Source organism: Polaromonas sp. YR568 (assembly GCF_943372955.1).
In the GTDB taxonomy this organism is placed as follows: domain Bacteria; phylum Pseudomonadota; class Gammaproteobacteria; order Burkholderiales; family Burkholderiaceae_C; genus Polaromonas.
Genome location: NZ_CALSAL010000008.1, coordinates 48,163 through 66,400 on the forward strand (window position 1 = coordinate 48,163; position 18,238 = coordinate 66,400).

The window sequence follows — 18,238 nt, forward strand, 5'->3', positions numbered from 1 at the left end:
AAGTGAGCCGAGACAGGGGTATTCAACTAATCAATCGGGTCAAGGCTTCCTGGTACTTGGCAGCCGTCTTGGTGACCACGTCGCTCGGCAGATGCGGCGCCGGTGGTGTCTTGTCCCAGGGCTTGCCGTTGATGCGAACCGACTCCAGCCAGTCGCGCACAAACTGCTTGTCGTAGCTGGGCGGGTTTTCGCCTGCAGCGTAGGCGGCTTCGTAGCCCTCGACTGGCCAGTAGCGTGACGAGTCGGGCGTCAGCACCTCGTCCATCAGCGTGAGCGTGCCGTTCTCATCCAGGCCGAACTCGAACTTGGTGTCGGCAATGATGATGCCCTTGGTCAGCGCAAAGGCGGCTGCCGCCTTGTAGATGGCGATGCTGATGTCCCGGATCTTCGCGGCCATTTCGGGGCCGACCACCTTGACCACCTGTTCGTAGCTGATGTTCTCGTCGTGCTCGCCCACTTCCGCCTTGGCGGCCGGCGTGAAGATCGGCTCGGGCAGCCTGCCGGCATTCTTCAGGCCGGGTGGCAGCGGGACGCCGCACACTGCCTGGCTCTCTTGGTATTCCTTCCAGCCGCTGCCGGCCAGATAACCCCGCACCACTGCCTCGACCGGAATCGGCTTGAGCCGCTTGACCAGCATGGAGCGGCCCACCACCTGCGGCAGCTCTGCAGGCGTCACCGCGCTCTCGGGCGATTCGCCAGTGAGGTGGTTGGGACAGAGGTGGCCGAGCTTGTCGAACCAGAACAGCGCCATCTGCGTCAGCAGCGCGCCCTTGCCGGGAATCGGCTCACCCAGAATCACATCGAACGCACTCAGCCGGTCACTGGCCACCATCAGCAAGCGGTCTTTGCCCACCGCGTAGTTGTCGCGAACCTTGCCGCGGGCCAGCAGGGGCAGGGAAGTGAGGGCGGAGGTGTGAAGCGCTTGGGTCATGGTGAGGTCATCAAAGTAAAAAGCCCGTGGGACTCGGTGGGAGTCCACGGGCTTTCAATTATCGCAAGGTTCCTTGCCAGCCGGGCGGCGGCAGGCTCCCGGGAGCCTGTCAGTGAACGACCTGCGCCAGCTCGCCCTTGGCGTATTTGGCGGCAACCACCTGCAGGGTGTCGCCCTTGATCTTGGCGCCCTGGCCCTCGCAACCGAACTGGATGTAGCGCTGCTTGCAGATCTGCTTGGCCGCCTCGCGTGCGGGCTTGAGCCATTCGCGGGCATCGAACTTCTCGGGGTTCTCGGCCAGGAACTTGCGCACCGCGGCCGTCATGGCGAGGCGGATGTCGGTGTCGATGTTGATCTTGCGCACGCCGTGCTTGATGGCTTCCTGGATTTCCTCGACCGGCACGCCGTAGGTTTCCTTCATGTTGCCGCCGTACTGGCGGATGATGGCCAGCAGGTCCTGCGGCACCGACGAGGAGCCGTGCATCACCAGGTGGGTGCTGGGAATGCGTTTGTGGATTTCCTTGATGCGGTCAATCGCCAGGATGTCGCCGGTGGGCTTGCGCGTGAACTTGTAGGCGCCGTGGCTGGTGCCAATGGCAATCGCCAGCGCGTCGATCTGGGTCTGCTTGACGAAGTCGGCGGCCTGCTCGGGGTCGGTCAACAGCTGCTCGCGCGTCATCGTGGCATCGGTGCCGTGGCCGTCTTCCTTGTCGCCCTTCATGGTTTCGAGCGAACCCAGGCAGCCGAGCTCGCCTTCAACCGTGACGCCGTATTTGTGCGCCAGCTGGGAGACCTTTTTGGTCACCTCGACGTTGTATTCGTAGCTGGCAATGGTCTTGCCGTCGGCTTCAAGGGAGCCATCCATCATCACCGAGGAAAAGCCGAGGTCGATGGCGCCCTGGCACACGTCCGGGTTCTGGCCATGGTCCTGGTGCATCACCAACGGGATCTGCGGGTACATCTCGATGGCGGCCTGGATCAGGTGCTTGATGAAGGGCTCACCGGCGTACTTGCGCGCACCGGCGCTGGCCTGCAGGATGACCGGCGCACCGGTTTCTTTGGCGGCTTCCATGACGGCCTGCACCTGCTCGAGGTTGTTGACGTTGAACGCCGGAATGCCGTAGCCGTTGACTGCTGCATGGTCCAGCAGTTCGCGCATGGATACGAGTGCCATGGTGAAAGTCCCCAGAAAGTTGAAACGTGAATCGCCGCTGAAAGGTGTGCCAGCAGCCTTGCGCCCCGACATTGCGAGGGGCTGGCAGCGCCCGGACACGGGTTCCGGATGGTTGCCTGTAACTGCCGGGTAACCGACCCCCGGATTCTACCGGCTGCACCTAGAGACTCTGTGCGGTAGCGGGTCGGGCCTGCAGGGAATCAGGTTTTCGATTTGACGAAAGCCGTTACCCGTTCCAGCACCGGAGCTTTCTCCCGCATCACGGCCGCCATGGAAGCGACCAGGGTGACATGGTTGACGGTGGAGAACAGGTCTGACTCGACCTTGACGCCCGCACTTTTGAGGCGTTGCGCCAGCGTCACCGTGCTGCGCTGGGTGTTGACCAGGTGATCCACCGCGGGGGCCAGCAGCAAGGTGTCGGGCGCGCCCGGTGAGACGTGCACCATGGGCTGGCTGTCGGTGGGCGTGTCGGGCCAGTTGAAGGCCACGCGCGTCTGGCGGTCGCCAATCGGCAAGAAGTCGTAGGGGCCGGCCAGCCCGATCCAGCCCGCCAGCCGCGACGGCGCCAGGCCCTCGGCCCGCAACCAGCGCGGATCCAGCGCGACCATGGCGGCGTTGTAGGCACCCGCGCTGTGGCCCATCACAAACACCCGGCCGGGGTCAGCCCCATACGCCGGCGCTTTCTCCAGTGCCCAGCGCACCGCGCGGGCACTGTCTTCCACGAACGCCGGGTAGCGGAATTCGGGGCTCAGGCGGTAATCAGCCACCACCGTGACGATGCCTTCCGAGGCCAGCGCCTCCCCCACAAAACGGTAATCGGCTCGGTTGCCGGAGGACCAGGTGCCACCATAGAAAAACACCACCAAGGGGGCGCCCTTGGTGTCACCGGGCGGCTGGTACACATCCAGCCGCTGCCGGCCATGGGGTCCGTAGGGCACCCCGTCCACCAGCCGGTAGGTGTCTTTCGGCACGGTCGCGTTGAGCAGGTCCACCGCCGAGCAGGCCGTCAGCAGCGCGGGCAGCATGGCGAAGAGGGAGCGTCTTGGCAATTGGGTCGAGATGTTCATGGCACTTGTTTGTATACGCAATCCATGACCAACCGGATTCAGCGAGGGGCGTGACATCCTATCGGACCCCACGTCTTCCCAAGCCAGTGGGCGCAAGGGTCCGGCTTTGCCGGCCCGACGCACCCGTCCCCTGCAAGGGGAAAAGGGGCTACACGAAGTGAGCCCCGATAGGGGTGTTCAAGCGACTCTACAGATCTTGAGCATGTTGGTCCCCCCCGGCGCCCCCATCGGCTCACCGCAGGTGATGGCATAAACATCCCCGCTTTGCACGATATTCCGGCGCAGCAGGTGGCCCTCGGCCTGTTCCAGTGCGGTGTCACGGTCGGCGCTGGTGTCCATCAGCAACGGACGCACGTTGCGGTAAATCGCCATCTTGCGCTGCGTGGCCAGGCGGGGCGTCAGCGCGTAAATCGGCACACGGATGTCATGGCGGCTCATCCACAAGGGGGTGGAGCCGCTGTCCGTCAGCGCCACGATGGCCTTGGCGCCCAGGTGGTTGGCCGTGAACAAGGCACCCATGGCAATGGATTGGTCAATGCGGGCGAAGGTCTTGCCGGTGAAGTCGGCGTCCAGTTCCTTGTATTCGGCTTTCTCGGCTTCCTCGCAGATCTTGGCCATTTCCTCGACCGTCTCCAGCGGGTACTTGCCGGCAGCGGTTTCGGCGCTGAGCATCACTGCGTCGGTGCCGTCCAGCACCGCATTGGCCACGTCGCTCACTTCGGCGCGGGTGGGCACCGGCGCGAGGATCATGCTCTCCATCATCTGTGTGGCGGTGATCACCACCTTGTCGTGGGCCCGGGCCAGCTTGATCATGCGTTTTTGCAGGGCGGGCACGGCCGCGTTGCCCACCTCGACGGCGAGGTCCCCACGCGCGACCATGATGCCGTCGCTCACGCGCAGGATTTCCTCCAGCTTGGGGATGGCTTCCGCGCGCTCGATTTTGGCGATCAGGCCGGGTTTGTGCTTGTAAGGGGCCGCAGCCACGTTGCAGAGCTGGCGCGCCATTTCCATGTCGGTCGCGTTCTTGGGAAAGCTCACCGCCACATAGTCGGCCTGAAAGCTCATCGCGGTCTTGATGTCTTCCATGTCCTTGGCGGTCAGGGCCGGAGCAGTCAGACCCCCACCCTGCTTGTTGATGCCCTTGTTGTTGGACAGCTCACCGCCGAGCTTGACGGTGGTGTGCACCTCCTCGCCGCGCACCGAATCCACCGTGAGCACGATCAGACCGTCGTTGAGCAGCAGCAGGTCGCCCGACTTCACGTCGCGCGGTAGTTCCTTGTAGTCCAGCCCCACGCCCTTGATGTCACCCGGCTCAGTGCGGGACGCATCCAGTACAAACTTCTGGCCCGGCTCCAGCTGGATCTTGCCTTCGGCGAACTTGCCGACGCGGATTTTCGGGCCCTGCAGGTCGGCCATGATCGCCACTTCGCGACCGGCGCGCTGGGCCGCTTCACGCACCAGCTGGGCGCGGTCCACATGGTCCTGCGCCGTACCGTGGCTGAAATTCAGACGCACCACGTTGACGCCTGCGCGGATCATTTTCTCCAGCAGAACGGGGTCGCTGGACGCGGGTCCGAGGGTGGCAACAATTTTGGTAGCGCGACTAGCCATGAATCAGTCTCCGTGTAATTTAGTTTCCATTTTCACACGGAACCAGTTACCAACCCGTTACGAATTTCCGCGTGGTGCCTCATGGTGTCTGTTGCCGGTGCGACAGGGATCAGCCGGCCGCCCTCTTCTGCAAAATTTCAAAAGCCGGCAGCGTCTTGCCTTCAAGCACTTCCAGGAAAGCGCCGCCGCCGGTGGAGATGTAGTCCACCTGTTTCTCGATGCCGTACTTGGCAATCGCGGCCAGCGTGTCGCCGCCGCCTGCGAGCGAGAAAGCACTGCTGTCAGCAATCGCATGGGCGATGCCTTCGGTGCCTTTGGAGAACGCGTCAAACTCAAACACGCCGACCGGCCCGTTCCAGACGATGGTGCCAGCCGCCTTGAGTTGTGCGGCCAGGCGCGCCGTGGTCTCGGGGCCGATGTCCAGGATCAGGTCATCGTCTGCCACCTGGTCGGCCGCCTTGATGGTGGCCGGCGCGTCAGCGGCAAAGGTTTTGGCGGTGACCACATCGGTCGGGATCGGCACTTCGGCGCCGCGCGCCTTCATGGCGTCAATCACGGCCTTGGCTTCGGCCAGCAAATCCGGCTCGGCCAGGCTCTTGCCAATCTTCAGGCCCATGGCCAGCATGAAGGTGTTGGCGATGCCGCCGCCGACGATCAACTGGTCCACCTTGCCGGCCAGCGCCTTCAGGATGGTGAGCTTGGTCGACACCTTGCTGCCCGCGACAATCGCCACCAGCGGACGGCGCGGGTTGGAAAGCGCCTTGGAGATCGCATCCATCTCGGCGGCCAGCAAAGGGCCGGCGCTGGCCGTGGGTGCGTATTGCGCGATGCCGTAGGTCGAGGCTTCCGCCCGGTGCGCGGTACCGAAAGCGTCGTGCACAAAGATGTCGCAGAGGGCAGCCATCTGCCGCGCCAGCGCTTCGTTGTTCTTCTTCTCACCCTTGTTCAGGCGGCAGTTTTCCAGCATGACGAGCTGGCCGGGCTTCACATCCACGCCACCGACCCAGTCAGCGATCACCGGCACCTCACGTTTCATCAATTCACCCATGCGCGCGGCCACCGGTGCCAGCGAATCTTCGGGCTTGAATTCGCCTTCCACCGGCCGGCCAAGGTGCGAAGTGACCATCACCGCCGCGCCCGCATCCAGGGCCATCTGCAGGCAAGGAATCGACGCGCGGATGCGCGTGTCTTCCGTGATATGGCCCTGGTCGTCCTGCGGCACATTCAGGTCGGCACGGATGAACACCCGCTTGCCAGCAACTTGGCCACTGGCACACAGGTCGGAAAAACGGATGAAGTTCATGGAGGGCTCACAAGAAGATGAATGGCTCGGGGCAACGCGCCCAAAGCCTTAAATTGTAGGTGGGTGCATAGACCCGCCCCCGTCCAGCCTCACTTCGTGTAGCCTGTTCCCCCCTCAGGGGGCGGCGCCTGCGGTCTGGCAAAGCCAGTCCCGCGGCCCCCGCTGGCGCGTGATCGGGCGATGGCTCAAGTGAGGACTTCTTCAACCGAACATTAGCGGTAGAACCGGTTTAGCCGGTCCTGAGCTTGTTGAAGCGCTGGGCCGCAGGCGTGGGCATGTCCAAGGAGCTACACGCAGTGAGGGACCGTGGGGGCCACGTTCACCACCCCAGCCCCACATGCAGCGGCAAATACACCGCCATGCCCGCCACGATGGTGCCCAGTACCCCCTGGCGCCATTGGTGCCACGCTACGCCCGCGGCAACAGCAAACAGGCGCGCGTCTTTCCAGGTGTCGATCAGGTGGCCCTGCGTCATCACCATCTCCGGAATGATCACCGCCGCCAGCGCGGCAATCGGCGCGTAGTGCAGCCCGCGCTGGGCCCAGTCCGGCAGCGACCAGGGCTTGCTGGAGAGAAAAAAGAAGGAACGCGTGATCACCGTCACCACCGCCATCCCGACGATGGTGCCCACAGTCCAGAGATCCGTGCTGCTCATGCGGCGTCTCCTTTCGGCGCGGCAGCCGCAGGCGGCGGGGCGGGCGGCTTTTCGAGCAGCAGGCAGACGGCCACCGCCGCCGCAATCGCCACCAGGATGTTCAGCTTGAGCGGCAAGGCAAAGGCCGCCACGGCGGCGGCCCCCGCCACGCCCGCAGACACCACGCGCAAGCGGGTGGTGGCCAGCGAGCACATGATGCCCAGCAACGCCAGAATGCCTGCAAAACCAAGCCCCCACGACAGCGGAATGGCATTGGACAGCGCAATGCCCAGCAGGCCGGCGCCAACCCAACTGAGCCAGTTCAGCGCGCAATTGCCAGCCAGATAGGCCTCCTGCGCGCGCCGCACCTCAGGGTCCTCAGATGGGTGTGGAAAGCGCCGCGTGAACAGCACATAGCTGAGGTCCGCCGTCAGGTAGCCACTGAGCATGCGGCGCCAGAAGCTCTGGTGCATCACATAAGGCCTCAGGTGCGCGCTGAACACCACAAAGCGCAGGTTCACGCAAAACGAGGTGGCCAGAATCACCCACATCGGCGCACCCGCCGCAATCAGCGGCACGGCCGCCAGCTGCGAGCTGCCGGCAAAAACAATGACGCCCATCAGGATGGCCTCGAACAGGCTCATGCCCGACTTGACCATGGCCACGCCGGTCATCAGGCCCCAGGCGGCAATGCCCGGCGCCACCGGAATCATGTCCTGGATACCGATGCGAAACTCGGGGTGCTTGTGCAATGCCGTCACAGATCGCTCACCTTTCAGACACCGCATGGCCAAACACCATGCCCGGCGCGATGGCAAATCCGCGCAGGAATTCGGCCACCTCCAGCGGCTTTCCGCCGGGCTTTTGTAGACGGCCGAGGCGCAGCACGGCATCTGCCGCGCAGACATCCACACCGGCATCGCCCACGGCCAGCACCTCGCCGGCCTTTGCAGTTGGTGGCCGTCCGGGCAACACCTCGGCGCGCCAGCATTTGATGACGACCCCGTTCAATTCAGACGACGCACCGGGGAAGGGGTTGAACGCGCGGATGCGCCGCTCCAGCACTGCCGCGGGCAGGGACCAGTCGAGCACCGACTCGGCCTTCTCGATCTTGTGGGCGTAGGTGATGCCGCTGGCAGGCCCCTCGGGCGGTTGAGGCACGGGATGAAACCCGCCGCAGGCCGCCAGTTCCAGCGCCTCGACGACCAGCCGCCCGCCGAGCACCGCCAGCCTGTCGTGCAGCGAGGCGGTGGTGTCTTGCGAGCTGATCGCGATTTTTTCCACCAGCAGCATGTCGCCGGTGTCCAGCCCTGCATCCATCTGCATGATGGTGACGCCAGTCTCTGGATCGCCGGCCTCGATGGCCCGGTGAATCGGTGCCGCGCCGCGCCAGCGCGGCAGCAGGGACGCATGAATGTTGACACACCCCTTCGCGGGCGCATCCAGCACCCATTGCGGAAGGATCAGGCCGTAGGCTGCGACCACCATGACATCGGCGCACGCCGCCTCGATCGCCGCTCGCGCGGCGGCCGCATCGTCGGGGTATTTGCCGTCCAGCCGCAGGCTGCGCGGCTGGGCCACCGGCACACCATGCGCGATGGCCCACTGTTTGACTGGGGAAGCCTGCAGGTGCATGCCGCGGCCAGCGGGCCGGTCGGGCTGGGTCAGAACAAGGGGGATTTCAAAGCCGGCTGCATGGAGTTTTTCCAGCGCGACTCGGGCAAATTCAGGGGTTCCGGCAAAGACAACGCGCATTCACGGGATTGTAAGGACGCGTGCGGCAAGGTCTGCGGCCGACCCGGTAAATGCTCAACGCACGGCGTCGCGCTCGTCTTCCTTTTTCTGCTTGATCATCTTGGTCTTGATGCGGTTGCGCTTGAGTGGCGACAGGTACTCGACAAACACCTTGCCCATCAGGTGGTCCATCTCGTGCTGGATGCACACCGCCAACAAGCCTTCGGCTGCATGCTCCTGCAGCTTGCCGTCGCGGTCGAGGGCGCGCACGCGGATCGAGGTGGAGCGCTCCACACCGTCATAAATGCCGGGCACCGAGAGGCAGCCCTCATCGCCCACGCGCTTTTCGTCGCTCGCCCAGGTGATCTCAGGGTTGATCAGCACCAGTGGCTGGTCATGCCCTTCACTGACGTCGATGACGATCACTCGCTCATGCACGTCCACCTGCGTGGCGGCCAGACCGATGCCCTCGGCTGCGTACATGGTGTCAAGCATGTCGCCCACCAGCTGGCGCAGGCGTGCATCAACCGCCACCACAGGCTTGGCGACAGTATGCAGGCGGGGGTCGGGGTATCGGAGGATGGTCAGGGTGGTCATGCTGCAAGTTCGGAGGTTGTCGCTATTTTCGCCACTTTTCATGACTTTTTGTGTGCCCGGGTTCTCACGAAACCCACTAATCGTTGCCTAATCAAGGGCTTAGGTACAGAATTGCCAGTAAATTATGAAGAAGAAGCGCGGTCTTTTCCCCAGCCTTGCGGGGTTCTCTTCGCCTTCTTCTGTCCTTTTTCCTGACCGCGCCAGCCCCGCTGTCGCGCCCAAGGCTTTTTCTATGCACACTATTTCTGGTCGTCTGAGTCACATTTCAATAGCGGCATCGCTGCTGGGCCTTGCACTCGCGGCAGCAGTGCCCGGCCTGCACGCCCAGAACTTTCCGATCACCGCGGACCAGAAGGCCACGGCCACGCAGGTGGCGGAAACCGGCGTTCCGCTGTCGGATCTCGCGCCCAATGCACCGGACAACTACACCGTCAGGCGTGGCGATACGCTGTGGGCCATCTCCGGCATGTTCCTCAAGAGCCCCTGGCGCTGGCCGGAACTGTGGGGCATGAACCTGCAGGACGTCCGCAACCCGCACCGGATTTACCCGGGCCAGCAGCTGTATCTGGAGAAATCCAACGGTCGCGCAACGCTGCGCACGCGCCGGGCCAGCACCGAGGGCCCACCGACTGACACCGTGCGGGTATCGCCACGCACTCGCTATGAAGGTCTGGCCGATGTGGCGATTCCAACCCTGCCACCGAATGTGATCGAGCCGTTTCTGACCGAAACACTGATCGTGGATGAAACCACCTTGGCCAGTGCGCCGCGCATCGTCGCCGCACAGGAAGGTCGCGTCCTGCTCAGCCGCGGTGACCGCGCTTATGCACGGGGACTGAACGGCAGCGGCGCAGGCACCGGCGTGGCGCTCAGCGATGCCAAGGGTCAGCCGCGTGATTTCCGCGTGTTCCGCAACGCAACCCCCCTGAAAGACCCGACCACCCAGAAAATCCTGGGCTACGAGGCCCGTTACCTCGGCAAAGCAGAGCTGGTGCGCGGGGAGTCTGTCGCGCAGGTGGAAGGCAAGGACGGGAAAATCCAGCCTGAAATCATTCCGGCAACCATCGATATTGTTTCCGGCAAGGAAGAAATGCGCGCTGGCGACCGGCTGGTAGCAGAGCCGCCCCGCGAGCTGCTGACGTACACGCCGCGCGCACCGTCCACCCCGGTCACGGGCCAGGTGGTGTCGGTGCATGGCAACGCAGTGGCCATGGCGTCGGAGAACCAGGTGGTGGTGATCAATCGCGGCGCGCTCGACGGCATGGAGCGCGGTCACGTGCTGGCCATCATCAAAGACGGCGCGCGCCTCATTGACAAGACCGACAGCGGTCGTACCGCGATCAAGCTGCCGAACGAACGCAACGGCCTGCTGATGGTGTTCCGCACCTACGACCACCTGTCCTACGCACTGGTGCTCAGCATCACCGACGGCGTGAAGGTCGGCGACCGCGTCATCAACCCCAACTGAGCGTGACGCTCGCCGTGTGCCGCCGGACCATCGGTGGCTGACCACTCCATGGAAGCGCTGGAACTTTCCGCATGGCTGCGCCTTGGCCTGACACCGGGCATCGGCAACGAAGCCGCACGTCGCCTGCTGGCGGCGTTTGGCTCACCCCAGGCGATTTTTCACCAGGAGATGGCGGCGTTAAGCCAGCTCGGCAACGAGAAGCTTGCACGCGCCCTGCTGCGTGAACCCACAACGCTGGCAGCCCAGCTGGACACCACACTGCAATGGCTGGAAAGCGGCACCCATCGCCGCGTGGTCACGCTGGGCGACAGCGCTTACCCGCCCAGCCTGCTGCAGATCGAAGACCCGCCGCTGATGCTGTACATGACGGGCAGCTTGGCCGCCGCCATAGTGGACCCGGCCCGCGCCGAAGCGGCGCGCATCGCCATGGTGGGCAGCCGCAACCCGACACCGCAGGGCGAGGGCAACGCCCGCGAGTTTGCACGCGCCTTCGGACGCGCCGGCCTGTGCGTGGTGTCTGGCCTGGCGCGCGGCATTGATGGTGCCGCACACGACGGCGCGATGCTGGGTGGTGGCGACACCATTGCAGTCGTCGGCACGGGTCTGGACCGGGTGTATCCGAAAAAGCACCTCGCACTGGCCCACCGCATCGTGGAGCAGGGCATGATCGTCAGCGAATTCCACCTTGGTACACCCCCACTGGCCGCGAATTTTCCGAGGCGTAACCGCATCATCTCCGGGCTCTCACGCGGCACGCTGGTGGTTGAGGCGGCGCTGCAGTCGGGCTCGCTGATCACGGCGCGGCTTGCCGCAGAGCAGGGCAAGGACGTTTTCGCGATTCCGGGCTCCATCCACTCGCCCCAGTCGCGGGGCTGCCATGCGCTGATCAAGCAGGGCGCCAAGCTGGTCGAGCTGGCGCAGGATGTGCTCGAAGAGTTGCAGTTGGCGCCCGCCACAGGGGCTGTGCCCGCTGGCCGTGAAGATGGCTTTGAAGAAGCAGAGACCTCAGGCGATCCGCTGATTCAGGCGCTTGGCTTTGACGTCACCAGTCTCGACGCACTGCAGGCCCGCACCGGCATGGACACGCCGCAGTTGCAGGCGCGGCTTCTTGAACTGGAACTCGAAGGGCTGGTGGCGCGATTGCCCGGCGGTCTTTTCCAGCGTCTCGCCGCCGGTTGACAGGGCGTCCATCTGCGATATATTGGGTACATGTTCGAAGTACTGGTGTACGTCTACGAAAACTACTGGCAAGGTGACGCTTGCCCCGCCGCCAGCCAGCTCAGCCGCAAGCTCACTGCGGCGGGCTTCGAACCCGAAGAGATACAGGCCGCACTCATCTGGCTGGAAGGCCTGAACGTTGCCGCCCAGGGCACGCAGATCAGTCTGCCCGCTTCCGGCACCACCACCGACACGATCAACCCATCGGCCAGCATCCGTGCGCAGGCCCCTGACAGCCTGCGCATTTACTCGGTGGCCGAACAAACCCATCTGGGTGCGCAAAGCCTGGGCTTCGTCAGCTTTCTTGAATCTTCCGGCGTATTGCCCCCTCACATGCGCGAGATCGTGATTGACCGTGCCATGGCCGCACCGGGTGACCCGGTCACACTCGACGACCTGAAAATCATCGTGCTGATGGTGTACTGGAGCTTCGGGGAGGAGCCCGATGCGCTGGTGCTCGACGAGCTGTGTGACGACACCGAATTTCGGCTCGCGCATTAATTCGTTATTTAGCCACCCTGAATCTGCTGCGATGAAGGCAGTGGCGCGCGCCCAGATCCGTGGTCACCAAACCTTGTCTGCAGATGCCGAGGATGTTCAGCCGAGCAGACGCTCGGGATTGGCGTCCAGCTTGGCCAGTGCGTCGCGAGTGGCACGCACGGTGAGCGTTTCTTCCTCGATCGGCACCAAAAGGCCCGCCTGCAGGTAAGCCGCCAGGCGGCGCCCCTGGATCAGGAAATTGCGTCCGTTGGCCGACGCGAACAAATGCAACTGCTTGCGCTCGCTGCACCAGGCGAACTGGACTTCGCTGACCTTGGCGTTGTGGTCCAAACTGAACCATGAGCCGAGCTGGAGCTCCTTGGCCCAGGCGCGCATGGCTTCTGTCGGCTGGCTGCCACCGTCGGTGATGATCTCGATCTCTGCGGCATCGATGCCGATCATCGTGACCAGGGTGTCGGTGTCCAGCGGCAAATCGCCCAGGTCTTCGTCGGACAGGTAGTCTTCCAGATTGCTCAGGCGCTTGGCCATGGCATCCACCCGCTCGGGCGGGATGGCATCGGTCTTGGACATGAAGGCATCGGCCAGCGTGTCACTGATGATGCGCAAATGCGCGTCCTGCGCAGGAATGTCCAGACCCAGCAATGACATGCCCAGCCGCAGCAATTGCAGCAGCTTGGGCAGGTCGGCGATCACGCGGGCGCGGTCGTTGCGGTTGGGCTTGGCGCTCGCAGCCCAGACCAGATCGGTGGCGGCGCGCTTGAGCTGCAGGGTTTCCTCATGCTGCGCCCCGTTTTTCATTGAGGCGATGGCCAGTGCCTCAGCCCACACCTTGAAGAGAAACTCGCGGATCTCCTCGCGGACCGGCATGTCATTGAGCATCTTGCGCATCTCAATGGTGTACTGGATGGCCATGGTCTCTTTCTGCTCGACCTGCTGGGCCACACTGACGACCCGCGCTGCGCTGCCGCTCTGGGAGAGGAACTTGGAGAGGAATTTCTCGAATTCGTCGTAGACCAGCTGGAACACCCGGCGCCCGGTCTCAGGGTACTGCTCGATGACCTGCACGACCCGCTTGATCTCGGCTTCCATCGCGCCGCCCGAGACCGTCACATCAAAGCCGAGCACACAGGACCCCATGCGGTCAATCAGCCGCCGGGCCGGGTGCTGGAGCGAGCCGAAAAACTCCGGCTCGGCAATCGCCACGCGCAGCACCGGCATCTGCAGTCGAGCGAACCAGACGCGCACCACGGCCGGAATCCGCTCCTCGGCCAGAATGCTCTGGAACATCAGCGCCACGATCTCGATAGTGGCTTTCTCGGCAGAGGTCGATGCCGCCTTCTTGAGTGTGCTGGTACGCTCGCGCAATGCACCGACCGCCTGCTCGACATGGTTCTGGCCGTACACCACATCGTCCAGACCACCTGACGACTCGGCCGCCACTGTCTTGTCAGTGCGGGTGTCTTCCACCTGCATCATGCTGGCCATGGCCTCGGCCAGCTGGGGTGATGCCCGGTTCGGACGGGTGTCGTCAAAACCAGCCACCTGCTGGGTCAGGAGGCGCTTGAGATGCCCCATGACGCCCTGCGCCCGCATCCGCGCGCGGGACAGCGGCGTGGTCGCAGTCTGCATGCGGGTTTCATCAAAAACCGCATTGCCGCCGGAAGGGCTGCGGCCACTGCGCGCGATCTGGCCGGTATCGGACCCGGCAAAAGACGAGCCCTGCCCAGCGCCTTGACCGTAGTCGCTGGCTGGGCCCCCGGCGCTGCCGCCGCCGGTTCGGCCGCCACCGCCGCCGCCAACATTGTTGCCTCCGGAATACCCCTGGCTGGCCGTATCACCGCCCGACACAGAGGGCTTGGATGACACGGGGGGCACGGCTTTTCGCGGCGCCTCTGCGCCCGAGGGCGTGCGCTTGACCAGCGGCCGCAGGTCGATGTCGGCCATCACGCCCTGCTGAATGAGAAACTCGTTGGCCGCGTGATAGGTTTCCAGCAGATGCTCGCTCAGCCGCTTCTGGATCAGGTCCTGCACCGAGAGCCAGACCTCGCGCGACAGTCCGGCCTTGTTCCACTGCTCAATCAGGTGGTGGGCCAGGGTTTCGGGCCGCAGGATATCCTGCTTGTGCAGGTCGGAGACGCCCTCGATGTTCTGGATGCGCAGACGCAGGTCGTTGAGCTCCCAGCTGATGACGTCGAGCAGGCGAAGGGCTAGTCGCGAGGCGAGGATCTTGCCCTCCATGACCTCGTCGCCCATCAACTCGAACTTGCCGCTGTCGAGGAATTTCGGTGTGGCGGTGGCCACTGGCAGGGTCTGCGCCTGTGTCCACGCGGTCATGGTGCCGCGTATCCACCCCTCGCCCAGACTCTCGAAGGCCATCCACGCGTCGCGGCGCTCCTGCATCTCGCGAGCGCTGCCCAACTGGTCCCCCAGCGTCCGCAGGAGCTCCTGGATCTCGCCCGACATCTCGGGGAGCAGCCGGACCGCCCGCTCGACAAACAGCGCACGGGCTTGATCGGCAAGACGACGGTTATTGTTTGTTCTGGGCGCCACGACCGTGAGGATTGGTTTGCCTCAAGCTTACACCGTTGCCCCTGCGTTCGGGTCGTTGGGGTCTTCGTCTTTTTTGGCAGGGCTCTTGATCAGGTCTTCGCGGCGGATGCCCAGCCACATGGCGATAGCGGCAGCCACGAAAACCGAGGAATAAATGCCGAACAAAATGCCAATCGTCAGCGCCAGGGCGAAGTAGAACAGCGTGGGACCACCGAACAGCAGCATCGACAGCACCATGATCTGGGTCGAGCCATGGGTGATGATGGTGCGGCTGATGGTGGACGTGATCGCGTTGTCGATGATCTCCGTGGTGTCCATCTTCCGGTAGCGGCGGAAATTTTCACGTATCCGGTCAAAAATCACGACCGACTCGTTCACCGAGTAACCCAGTACCGCCAGCACCGCGGCAAGCACGGCCAGCGAGAACTCCCACTGGAAGAAGGCGAAGAAGCCCAGAATGATCACCACGTCATGCAAGTTGGCGATGATGGCGGCCACCGCATATTTCCATTCGAAGCGGAACGCGAGATACACCATGATGCCCACGACCACCATCGCCAATGCCTTCAGGCCGTCCTGCGCCAGTTCCTCACCCACCTGCGGCCCGACAAACTCGGTGCGTCGCAACGTGACCGCCGGATCCACCGCTTTCAGCGCGGCCAGCACCCGGTCGCTCTGCTGTGCTGTGGTGACCCCTTTCTGCACAGGCAGGCGGATCATGACATCGCGGGACGTTCCGAAGTTCTGCACCTGCACATCGGTCAGCCCCAGTCCGGCCACCGTGGTACGGATTTTTTCGACGTCGGCGGCCTGCGTGTAGTTGACCTCCATCAGCGTGCCGCCGGTGAACTCCACCGACAGGTGCAGGCCGCGCGAGAACAGGAAGAACACCGCCAGGGCGAAGGTCGCAAAGCTGACCACGTTGAAGATCAGCGCATGCCGCATGAACGGGATGTCGCGGCGGATCTTGAAAAATTCCATGTGAAGTCCTTGAGGAGGCTCGGGAAACTCGAAATAAACCGGTCAGGCGCCTGCGCGCCTACTTGCTGACAGCGCCAGAAGTGGCGGGCCGCCAGATGGTCCCGATGGACACGCTCTTGAGTTTTTTCTGTCGGCCATACCAGAGGTTGACCAGGCCGCGCGAGAAAAACACGGCCGAGAACATGCTGGTCAGGATGCCGATGCAATGCACCACGGCAAAGCCGCGCACCGGACCAGAACCGAAGGCCAGCAAGGCCAGACCGGCAATCAGGGTGGAAATATTCGAGTCCAGGATGGTCGCCCAGGCACGGTCGTAGCCAGCGTTGATGGCCGCCTGCGGCGAGGCCCCGTTGCGCAACTCCTCGCGCACGCGCTCGTTGATCAGCACGTTGGAATCAATCGCCATGCCCAGCGCCAGCGCCATGGCGGCCATGCCGGGCAGCGTCAGCGTGGCCTGCAACATCGACAGCGCAGCCACCAGCAGCAGCAGGTTCACCCCGAGCGCCAGACCGGAGAACAAACCGAACAGCATGTAATAGGCAGCCATGAATGCGACGATCACGAGAAAGCCCCAGGTCACGCTGTTAAAGCCTTTGGCAATGTTCTCGGCGCCGAGCGTCGGGCCAATGGTGCGCTCTTCAATGATTTCCATGGGTGCGGCGAGCGAGCCGGCGCGCAGCAGCAGGGCGAGGTCATTGGCCTCCACCACGCTCATCGAGCCGGAAATCTGGAAGCGGTTGCCGAGCTCGCTCTGGATCACCGGCGCGGTCAGCACCTCACCCTTGCCCTTTTCAAAGAGCAGGATGGCCATGCGCTTTTTGATGTTCTCGCGGCTGGTGTCGCGCATGATGCGCCCGCCCTTGGCGTCCACCGTCAGGTCAACCTTGGGCTGCTGGTTCTGGGAGTCAAAGCCGGGCTGCGCATCGGTCAGGTTTTCACCGGTCAGGATCACCTGTTTCTTGACGATGACGGCCTGGCCATTGCGCTCAAAGTAGCGCTCGGTACCAAAGGGCACCGGGCCGGTGTTGGTGATGGCGGCACGCGCTTCGGCGCCGTCGTCCACCAGACGCATCTCCAGCGTGGCGGTGCGCCCCAGGATGTCCTTGGCCTTGGCGGTGTCCTGCACGCCGGGCAACTGCACCACGATGCGGTCCAGGCCCTGCTGCTGGATCACCGGCTCGGCCACGCCGAGCTCGTTGATCCGGTTGTTCAGCGTCACCATGTTCTGCTTGAGCGCCTGGTCCTGCACGCGGCGTGCCGCTTCGGGCTTGATGGTGGCGGTCAGTTTGTACTCGGTGCCTTCGGCGGCTTCGGCCGCCTGCAGGTCGGCAAACTGGTCCTGGATCACCGCCTTGGCGGCGGCCAGTGTTTCGGAATCGCGCACCCGGATTTCAATCGCCTGACCGTTGCGGGTGATGCCGCCGTGGCGGACATTTTTCTCGCGCAGCGCCAGCCGCAGATCGCCCGCTTGGGACTCGGCCCGCTTGGTCAGCGCGGCCTGCATGTCCACCTGCAGCATGAAGTGCACACCGCCACGCAGATCCAGCCCCAGGTACATCGGGAAGGCATTGAGCGAGGTCAGCCACGCCGGTGAACGCGACAGCAGGTTGAGCGCCACCACGTAGTTGGGGTCCGCCGGGTCTGGAGACAGCGCCTTTTGAACCGCGTCTTTGGCCTTGAGCTGCGTATCGGTGTTGTCAAAGCGGGCCTTGACCGAGGCGCCGTCCAAAGTGATGGCCTCGGCCGTCAGACCCGCCTCCTTGAGCGCCTGCTCCACCCGCGCCATGGTGGTGGTGTCAATCTTGACCGTGGATTTGCCGCTGGAGACCTGCACCGCAGGCGCTTCACCGAAAAAGTTGGGCAAGGTGTAGAGCGCGGCGACAAGCAGCGCCACCACGATGACGATGTACTTCCAGACCGGATAGCGATTCATGGGGGACAGTTCCTGGTGGCAGGTGGCGGGGAAGGACCGACGCGGACACCGCGCACCGGCGGTATCCGCATCGGGCGGGCGTCCTGATTACTTGATGGAGCCGATGGCGCCTTTGGGCAGCACCTGGATGACGGCGCTGCGCTGCAGCTGGACTTCCACGCCGGGGGACAGCTCGATTGACAGGTAGGCGTCGCTGAGCTTGGTGACCTTGCCGAGCAGGCCGCCGGCCGTGGCGACTTCATCGCCCTTGGCGAGTGCATCGATCATGGCGCGGTGCTCTTTCTGTTTCTTCATCTGGGGACGAATCATCACGAAGTACAGCACCACAAACATCAGCACCAGGGGCAGCATGCCTGTCAGCGAGGACATCATGTCGCCGCCACCGGCTGCAGCAGGGGCGGTTTGGGCAAAAGCAGAAGAAATGAACACGGCAAAGCTCCACAACAATTGGAAACGGTCACAAGCGCCCCGGCGGATGCAGGGGCAGGGCAACCCGCGATTGTAAGCGTCGGGTTACTTGCAAGAACTTGTAACCC

The 18,238-nt window shown here is 63.8% G+C and carries 16 protein-coding genes; 3 read left to right on the top strand and 13 right to left on the bottom strand.

All coding sequences use genetic code 11. The features are described from left to right. Positions 1 to 22: 22 nt before the first annotated feature. The 9 genes from AAG793_RS14915 to def all read right to left on the bottom strand — a co-directional run bounded on the left by AAG793_RS14915 (position 23) and on the right by def (position 9,051). Positions 23 to 931 carry a phosphoribosylaminoimidazolesuccinocarboxamide synthase gene (locus AAG793_RS14915; RefSeq protein WP_341909559.1) on the bottom strand — a complete coding sequence of 303 codons (909 nt, stop codon included), beginning with the start codon at positions 929 to 931 and terminating at the stop codon, positions 23 to 25. A gap of 109 nt (positions 932 to 1,040) precedes the next feature. Then, on the bottom strand, positions 1,041 to 2,105 hold the full coding sequence (gene fba / locus AAG793_RS14920; RefSeq protein WP_341909561.1) for a class II fructose-bisphosphate aldolase: 1,065 nt from the start codon (positions 2,103 to 2,105) through the stop codon (positions 1,041 to 1,043). Positions 2,106 to 2,305: 200 nt separating this feature from the next. Then, a complete protein-coding gene (locus tag AAG793_RS14925; RefSeq protein ID WP_341909563.1) occupies positions 2,306 to 3,172 on the bottom strand; it encodes an alpha/beta hydrolase in 867 nt (288 codons plus the stop codon). Positions 3,173 to 3,349: 177 nt separating this feature from the next. Next, the gene (gene pyk / locus AAG793_RS14930; RefSeq protein WP_341909565.1) at positions 3,350 to 4,783 is read right to left on the bottom strand and encodes a pyruvate kinase; all 1,434 of its coding nucleotides are present in this window, start codon (positions 4,781 to 4,783) and stop codon (positions 3,350 to 3,352) included. 109 nt (positions 4,784 to 4,892) lie between these two features. Beyond that, entirely contained in the window at positions 4,893 to 6,086 is a 1,194-nt protein-coding gene (locus tag AAG793_RS14935) for a phosphoglycerate kinase (protein WP_341909568.1), read from the bottom strand. 319 nt (positions 6,087 to 6,405) lie between these two features. After that, positions 6,406 to 6,741: an AzlD domain-containing protein gene (locus AAG793_RS14940; protein WP_341909569.1), complete on the bottom strand. Its 336-nt coding sequence runs from the start codon at positions 6,739 to 6,741 to the stop codon at positions 6,406 to 6,408. Further along, positions 6,738 to 7,508, bottom strand: coding sequence for an AzlC family ABC transporter permease (locus AAG793_RS14945; protein WP_341909571.1), 771 nt, complete (start codon positions 7,506 to 7,508; stop codon positions 6,738 to 6,740). Before AAG793_RS14945 ends, AAG793_RS14940 begins: the two co-directional genes overlap by 4 nt. Beyond that, entirely contained in the window at positions 7,489 to 8,475 is a 987-nt protein-coding gene (gene fmt / locus AAG793_RS14950) for a methionyl-tRNA formyltransferase (protein ID WP_341909574.1), read from the bottom strand. The genes AAG793_RS14945 and fmt overlap by 20 nt, the downstream gene beginning before the upstream one ends. A 54-nt stretch (positions 8,476 to 8,529) precedes the next feature. Next, the gene (gene def, locus AAG793_RS14955; protein ID WP_341909576.1) at positions 8,530 to 9,051 is read right to left on the bottom strand and encodes a peptide deformylase; all 522 of its coding nucleotides are present in this window, start codon (positions 9,049 to 9,051) and stop codon (positions 8,530 to 8,532) included. Positions 9,052 to 9,283: 232 nt separating this feature from the next. Between def and AAG793_RS14960 the strand changes: the two genes are divergently transcribed. From AAG793_RS14960 to AAG793_RS14970, 3 genes are read left to right on the top strand one after another with little or no spacing between them, the layout of a single operon-like run. Then, entirely contained in the window at positions 9,284 to 10,519 is a 1,236-nt protein-coding gene (locus tag AAG793_RS14960) for a LysM peptidoglycan-binding domain-containing protein (RefSeq protein WP_341909578.1), read from the top strand. A gap of 48 nt (positions 10,520 to 10,567) precedes the next feature. Further along, the gene (dprA, locus tag AAG793_RS14965; protein ID WP_341909612.1) at positions 10,568 to 11,698 is read left to right on the top strand and encodes a DNA-processing protein DprA; all 1,131 of its coding nucleotides are present in this window, start codon (positions 10,568 to 10,570) and stop codon (positions 11,696 to 11,698) included. A 30-nt stretch (positions 11,699 to 11,728) separates the two neighbouring features. Further along, positions 11,729 to 12,238: a DUF494 domain-containing protein gene (locus AAG793_RS14970; RefSeq protein WP_341909581.1), complete on the top strand. Its 510-nt coding sequence runs from the start codon at positions 11,729 to 11,731 to the stop codon at positions 12,236 to 12,238. A gap of 96 nt (positions 12,239 to 12,334) precedes the next feature. On the opposite strand, the gene AAG793_RS14975 is transcribed toward AAG793_RS14970, so the two are convergent. The 4 genes from AAG793_RS14975 to yajC form a co-directional block, all read right to left on the bottom strand. After that, positions 12,335 to 14,788: a DUF1631 family protein gene (locus tag AAG793_RS14975; RefSeq protein WP_341909583.1), complete on the bottom strand. Its 2,454-nt coding sequence runs from the start codon at positions 14,786 to 14,788 to the stop codon at positions 12,335 to 12,337. 27 nt (positions 14,789 to 14,815) lie between these two features. Next, positions 14,816 to 15,769 carry a protein translocase subunit SecF gene (gene secF, locus AAG793_RS14980; RefSeq protein WP_341909586.1) on the bottom strand — a complete coding sequence of 318 codons (954 nt, stop codon included), beginning with the start codon at positions 15,767 to 15,769 and terminating at the stop codon, positions 14,816 to 14,818. A 58-nt stretch (positions 15,770 to 15,827) separates the two neighbouring features. Further along, a complete protein-coding gene (gene secD / locus AAG793_RS14985) occupies positions 15,828 to 17,702 on the bottom strand; it encodes a protein translocase subunit SecD (RefSeq protein ID WP_341909588.1) in 1,875 nt (624 codons plus the stop codon). A gap of 87 nt (positions 17,703 to 17,789) precedes the next feature. Continuing rightward, positions 17,790 to 18,131, bottom strand: a complete 342-nt coding sequence (yajC, locus tag AAG793_RS14990) for a preprotein translocase subunit YajC (protein WP_341909590.1) — start codon at positions 18,129 to 18,131, stop codon at positions 17,790 to 17,792. Positions 18,132 to 18,238 lie beyond the last annotated feature (107 nt).

Bases quoted from the DNA above. Each gene is read 5' to 3' on its own strand.
- AAG793_RS14915 (WP_341909559.1), bottom strand. From the start codon at position 931: ATGACCCAAGCGCTTCACACCTCCGCCCTCACTTCCCTGCCCCTGCTG.
- fba (WP_341909561.1), bottom strand. From the start codon at position 2,105: ATGGCACTCGTATCCATGCGCGAACTGCTGGACCATGCAGCAGTCAAC.
- AAG793_RS14925 (WP_341909563.1), bottom strand. From the start codon at position 3,172: ATGAACATCTCGACCCAATTGCCAAGACGCTCCCTCTTCGCCATGCTG.
- pyk (WP_341909565.1), bottom strand. From the start codon at position 4,783: ATGGCTAGTCGCGCTACCAAAATTGTTGCCACCCTCGGACCCGCGTCC.
- AAG793_RS14935 (WP_341909568.1), bottom strand. From the start codon at position 6,086: ATGAACTTCATCCGTTTTTCCGACCTGTGTGCCAGTGGCCAAGTTGCT.
- AAG793_RS14940 (WP_341909569.1), bottom strand. From the start codon at position 6,741: ATGAGCAGCACGGATCTCTGGACTGTGGGCACCATCGTCGGGATGGCG.
- AAG793_RS14945 (WP_341909571.1), bottom strand. From the start codon at position 7,508: ATGCGGTGTCTGAAAGGTGAGCGATCTGTGACGGCATTGCACAAGCAC.
- fmt (WP_341909574.1), bottom strand. From the start codon at position 8,475: ATGCGCGTTGTCTTTGCCGGAACCCCTGAATTTGCCCGAGTCGCGCTG.
- def (WP_341909576.1), bottom strand. From the start codon at position 9,051: ATGACCACCCTGACCATCCTCCGATACCCCGACCCCCGCCTGCATACT.
- AAG793_RS14960 (WP_341909578.1), top strand. From the start codon at position 9,284: ATGCACACTATTTCTGGTCGTCTGAGTCACATTTCAATAGCGGCATCG.
- dprA (WP_341909612.1), top strand. From the start codon at position 10,568: ATGGAAGCGCTGGAACTTTCCGCATGGCTGCGCCTTGGCCTGACACCG.
- AAG793_RS14970 (WP_341909581.1), top strand. From the start codon at position 11,729: ATGTTCGAAGTACTGGTGTACGTCTACGAAAACTACTGGCAAGGTGAC.
- secF (WP_341909586.1), bottom strand. From the start codon at position 15,769: ATGGAATTTTTCAAGATCCGCCGCGACATCCCGTTCATGCGGCATGCG.
- secD (WP_341909588.1), bottom strand. From the start codon at position 17,702: ATGAATCGCTATCCGGTCTGGAAGTACATCGTCATCGTGGTGGCGCTG.